Below are 4740 nucleotides of genomic sequence, written 5' to 3' on the forward strand. Positions count from 1 at the left end.
GTGCCTGCTGCGGGTCGGTAATGCGACCAGCCACAACAATGCCGCGCTGTTGCCGAAAGCTTTCCCACTCCGCCTGGGGTGGGCAGGTGGCCTCGTTCTGTTGCCACGGGCTCCAGGGCTTGCGCGAGCCGAGCCAGTCACCGAGGGGGGCCAGATAGTCGGAGAAATCCTGATAGTGCTCGCCCGGGTAAAGGGGCTCGGGGTACATGCAGTTGAAGTGCACTACCCCGGGGGTGAGCGCCTGTTTGGCCAAGGCTTGGTCCACCGAACTCAGCACAAACGCCGCCGGAATGGTCGGAGTGGGGCTCGGCAGGTTCTGCTGATAGACGGGGTAGCGGCCGAAGATCCCCTGCTGGTCGATCGCCTGATTGGCGCCGTTGTCGATAAGCTCGGGAGGGCGATCGGCGGAGAGAATAATCAGCGGTACGCCGGTGAGCTGTGCCTCAGCCACCGCGGGCCAGAGGTTGGCTACCGCGGTGCCCGAGGTCATGATCACCGCCACTGGCCGGTTGCTCCCCTTGGCCAGCCCGAGCGCCATAAAGCCGAGACCGCGCTCGTCAAAGTGCAGGTGACGACGAAAGCCCTGATGGGCCGCGGCGGCCATTGTCAGCGGCGCGGAGCGGGAACCGGGGGCCAACGCGATGTCGCGCACCCCGAGGCGAAAGAGCTCCTCCAGCAAGAGGGAGGACCAGACGTGGTTGAAGGTGGCGTGCTGGCTCGAAAACGGGGTGCAGGCAAACTCTTCGCTGGCAGGCTCTTTACGGGTGGGCATAGGGGCTCTCGTAGCGTGAAAAGGGTGAATGACTATCCCAGCAGGGAGAGCACATTGGCGATCTTGTTGTCGAGCTCAGCCCACTCGGCGACAGGCTCGGAACCGGCGACAATGCCGGCACCGGCAAACAGGGTGACGCTGCCCGGCTGAATGCGGGCGCTGCGAATGGCGACCGAGAACTCCGAGGTCTCCCGACTCAGCATGCCGCAGGCTCCGGCGTACCAGCCCCGATCATAGGGCTCGAACTCGCGGATAAAGGCGAGCGCTGCCTCGCGAGGTGCACCACCCACTGCCGGCGTCGGGTGGAGGGCGTCGAGCAGCTGCCAGTCGCAGACCCCGGGTTTGAGCTCGGCTTCGATATCGCACTTGAGATGCTGCAGCAGCCGCAGTTTGAGAATGCGCGGCTCGGTCAGGGTGGCATCGTGGGTCAGTGGCGCCAGTCGGCTGAGGATGTCGGCATGTACCAGCCGGTTCTCCAGCCGGTTCTTGCTGTCGGCCAGCAGCTCGGCGGCCAGTTGGGCATCGACCTCTTCATCGCCGGAGCGGCGAATGGTGCCAGCCAGCGCCTCGGTAAAGAGGTGGCGATCTTCCCGGCGGTAGAGCCGCTCGGGAGAACAGGCGATAAAGGTCTGCTCGGGGGAGAATTGAAAACCGAAGTGGAAGCAGTCCTGGGCGTGGCGGGCCCACTGGTCGAGCATGGCCCAGGGATTGATATCTGCATCGTGGTTCGGACTGGTCAGCACGCTCTCCCGCGACAGCACCACCTTGGGAGTGTGGGCCTGAAAATCGGGGGCGGTGACTCGCTCAACCAGCGTCTGCCACTGGGCGGGGCCGGGGCAATCCTGTCGCTGCCAGGGCTGCTTTTGCAGGGCGGGCAGCGGGGCTTCCGGGCGCAGGGCATCGAGGGCGGCTTCGGCCGCCTGCAGTTCGGCCTCGAGATTGTTTTCATCCAGCCAGAGGTTGAGGCAGAGACTTACGCACTCGCCACGGCGCACCAGCTCGATGCGGGGCAGCACGAAACGGCAGGGGCCAAACCCTTGCCAGCCGGATTTGGCCGGATCGAACGCCAGTCCGCCATAGTAGCGAGGGCTGTCGTCATGATGCTGGTTGGCTGTGTTCGTGCACACCTGCTTGATGGCGTGCGGCTCGGTCAGTTCATGGATGGTGCCCAGTGCGACATACTCGGGACGAGCCTCTCCACGAGCCTGCCAGTAGATGCGGGGATAGAGGGTTTGCGCCGCGAGCCAGCCCAGAAAGGAGCGGATTTCGATCGCCACTCGCAACCGTACGAAGCCGCTGACGTTGCTGTGACGCAGGGCGTCCAGTTGTTGCTTGATATGGGTCTGAGCCAACATGGATTCTTGTCTGAGCCGGGTAGTAACGAGCGATCCGGTAGCTGGATGCCGTAGGTTTATGCCAAAGGGCGATGATTTCCTATATATTATCTGCCCATTCGTCCATGTAAATCGCCCGCGGGAGCTTCACTCTCCGGGGCCAAGTATACCCAAATCCGGTTCGATAACCCTTAACACGATCAATATCCGATTGTTTGGCCATCACAAAATGACAAATACCTTCTCTGTTTGGTTGCTGGCGGCGCGTTTGCGAACATTGCCGCTCGCCTGCTCTTCCATCCTGCTGGGCTCGGGGCTGGCTGCCAGTCGTGGTGCCTTCGATGGCACCATCATGGCGCTCTCGCTGCTGACCGCCATCCTGCTGCAGATCCTCTCCAATCTGGCCAACGATTACGGCGATGCGGTTTCCGGCGCCGACAACGGTGAGCGGATCGGCCCGCAGCGGGCGGTGGTCTCCGGTCTTATCACCAAAAAACAGATGTGCGTGGCAATGGGGCTGACCGCGCTGGCGGCGGTGGCCAGTGGCCTGCTGTTGCTGGGCTGTGCCTTCGGCGGTCAGTGGCTGCAGATTTTGGCATTTGTGGTGCTGGGTGGTGCGGCCATTGTCGCGGCGGTGACCTACACCGTCGGCAAGACTCCTTACGGCTATCGCGGGTTTGGCGATATCTCGGTGTTCCTTTTCTTCGGCCTGCTCGGGGTGCTCGGCTCCTACTACCTCTTCACCAAGACGCTAGAGTGGGATCTGCTGCTGCCCGCCACCGCCTGTGGCCTGCTGGCAACCGCCGTGCTCAATATCAACAATGTGCGCGACATCGAGACCGACGCCGCCAGCGGCAAGATCACTCTGGCGGTGCGCCTTGGCCGCAACCGTGCCATCGCTTATCACTGGGTGTTGCTGGGGGCTGCGCTGCTGGCGACCATCGCCTTTATCCTGATCCAGCCCGCCAGCTTCTGGCCGTGGATCTTCCTGCCCGCCATGAAGCCTCTCAGCGATGCGGCCAAGACTCTTCGCGAAAGCTACGATGGCGAGGTGCTGACCGGTTCCCTCAAGAAGACCGCCATTAGCGCCTTTCTGTTCAGCCTGCTGCTCTCCATCGGGTTGGCGCTCTCCTGACAGCTGGTCGCAGCTCGCCAAGGCGAACAATAAAAAGGGCTCCCGAGATGGGAGCCCTTTTTGGTTTTGGCCGGTTTAGCTGGCGCGCGCCACCCTGAGGGGGCGGCGGGAGAAAATCAGGGTATCCAGCAGCCAGATGGCGACCATGGAGGCGCCGACCAGCGGGAAGGCGATCCCCAGCAGGATCAGCAGGGCGATGGCACCTCGCATAGGCGGGAGTTTGGCGGGCAGTGGCGGTGCGGCGAGACGACCCTGCGGGCGGCGGCACCACCAGATCCAGAGGCCGCTCATGGCGCTGGCCAGCACCATCAGGCAGATGAGCAGCATGGCGAGCTGATGGGGCCAGCCGTAGAGCTTGCCCATGTGCAGCATGACGCCGCTCTCCACCGTCTTGGCAACCGGGCCGTAATCCTGCCAGCGCACATCGGCCAGCACCTTGCCGCTGTATTGATCGATATGCAGGGTGGCGTCGTTGCGCGGATCGTCGGCAAACAGGGCGATGGTGTAGACGCCTGTGGCGCCGATCGGCGGGGTGATGCTGTAACCCGGTTGGACTCCCCGCTCATGGGCGATCTCGACCACCCGTTGCAGCGCAATGCGCTGGCTTGCCATCACAACTCCCTCATGCTCGCCGTGGTTCATGGCACCGTGATCGTGCCCCTCATCAACCGGCTGCGAGCTGGGCATGGGGGTGCTCTCCACCGCCCAGGGGACGGTCTGCTCATGGGCCTGATTCAGGCTGCGGGCCAGCGGTGCCGATTTGGGCACCTCATTCCACATGGCGGCCGGGAAGCGGTTCCAGACCGCGGCGAACTGATCGCCCCAGAAACCGGTCCAGGTCATGCCGCTCAAGAGCAGCAGCAGCAGGAAACCGGCTCCCCAGAAGCCGACCACAGCGTGCAGATCCCGCCACCAGAAACGTCCGCGCTGGTTCACTCTGGGCCAGAGGATGCCGCCCACGCCGGGCCCCTTGCGCGGCCACCAGAGGTAGAGGCCGCTCAGCAGTAGTACCAGTCCCCAGCCTGCGGCCAGTTCGATCAGTCGATCCCCGGTGGTGCCGAGCAGCAGGTCGGCGTGCAGGGAGCGGGCCACCGCTTGCAGATTCCACTTGTTATCCATGGTGCCGAGCAGAGCGCCGCTGGCGGGATCCATAAACAGGGTCAGTTCGCGATCCCCCTGATTGACGATGAACTGGGCGCTCAGGTCGGGAGCGGCAGGCGGCAGGTATTTACGCAGGCTGGCATCGGGCATGGTCATCATCGCCTTGGCCAGCAGTTGGTCGGCACTCAGGGTCTGGCTGGCGGGGGCGACCTTCATCAGCTCGGGGTACATCAGGTTGTCGAGCTGGGGTTTGAACAGATAGACGATCCCGGTCAGTGACAGCAGGATCAGGAAAGGGGCAACAAAGAGACCGGCGTAGAAGTGCCAGCGCCAGATCCGTTGGTAATGACTCGAGTCCCTGTTTTTCATTGCACATCCTTGTTGGGGGGGGGCAAACC

At 63.4% G+C, this 4740-nt stretch carries 4 protein-coding genes; 1 reads left to right on the forward strand and 3 read right to left on the reverse strand.

Annotation, left to right across the window (positions count from 1 at the left end):
* A partial coding sequence (gene menD, locus AB5Y92_RS08505; RefSeq protein ID WP_368226459.1) for a 2-succinyl-5-enolpyruvyl-6-hydroxy-3-cyclohexene-1-carboxylic-acid synthase occupies positions 1–772 on the reverse strand: 772 nt, incomplete at its 3' end.
* 32 nt (positions 773–804) lie between these two features.
* Positions 805–2127 (reverse strand): isochorismate synthase MenF, encoded by a 1323-nt coding sequence (locus tag AB5Y92_RS08510; RefSeq protein WP_368226461.1) that lies wholly within the window; start codon positions 2125–2127, stop codon positions 805–807.
* A gap of 208 nt (positions 2128–2335) precedes the next feature.
* Here AB5Y92_RS08510 and AB5Y92_RS08515 point away from each other — a divergent pair, with 208 nt between their 5' ends.
* Positions 2336–3241 carry a 1,4-dihydroxy-2-naphthoate polyprenyltransferase gene (locus AB5Y92_RS08515; protein ID WP_005363134.1) on the forward strand — a complete coding sequence of 302 codons (906 nt, stop codon included), beginning with the start codon at positions 2336–2338 and terminating at the stop codon, positions 3239–3241.
* Between the two features lie 75 nt (positions 3242–3316).
* Here the strand turns inward: AB5Y92_RS08515 and AB5Y92_RS08520 are convergent, their stop codons facing one another.
* A complete protein-coding gene (locus AB5Y92_RS08520; RefSeq protein ID WP_201987970.1) occupies positions 3317–4711 on the reverse strand; it encodes a PepSY domain-containing protein in 1395 nt (464 codons plus the stop codon).
* Between the last annotated feature and the right edge of the window lie 29 nt (positions 4712–4740).

The sequence above is a fragment of the Aeromonas sp. R1-1 genome, from assembly GCF_040908495.1.
Lineage (GTDB): Bacteria > Pseudomonadota > Gammaproteobacteria > Enterobacterales > Aeromonadaceae > Aeromonas > Aeromonas veronii.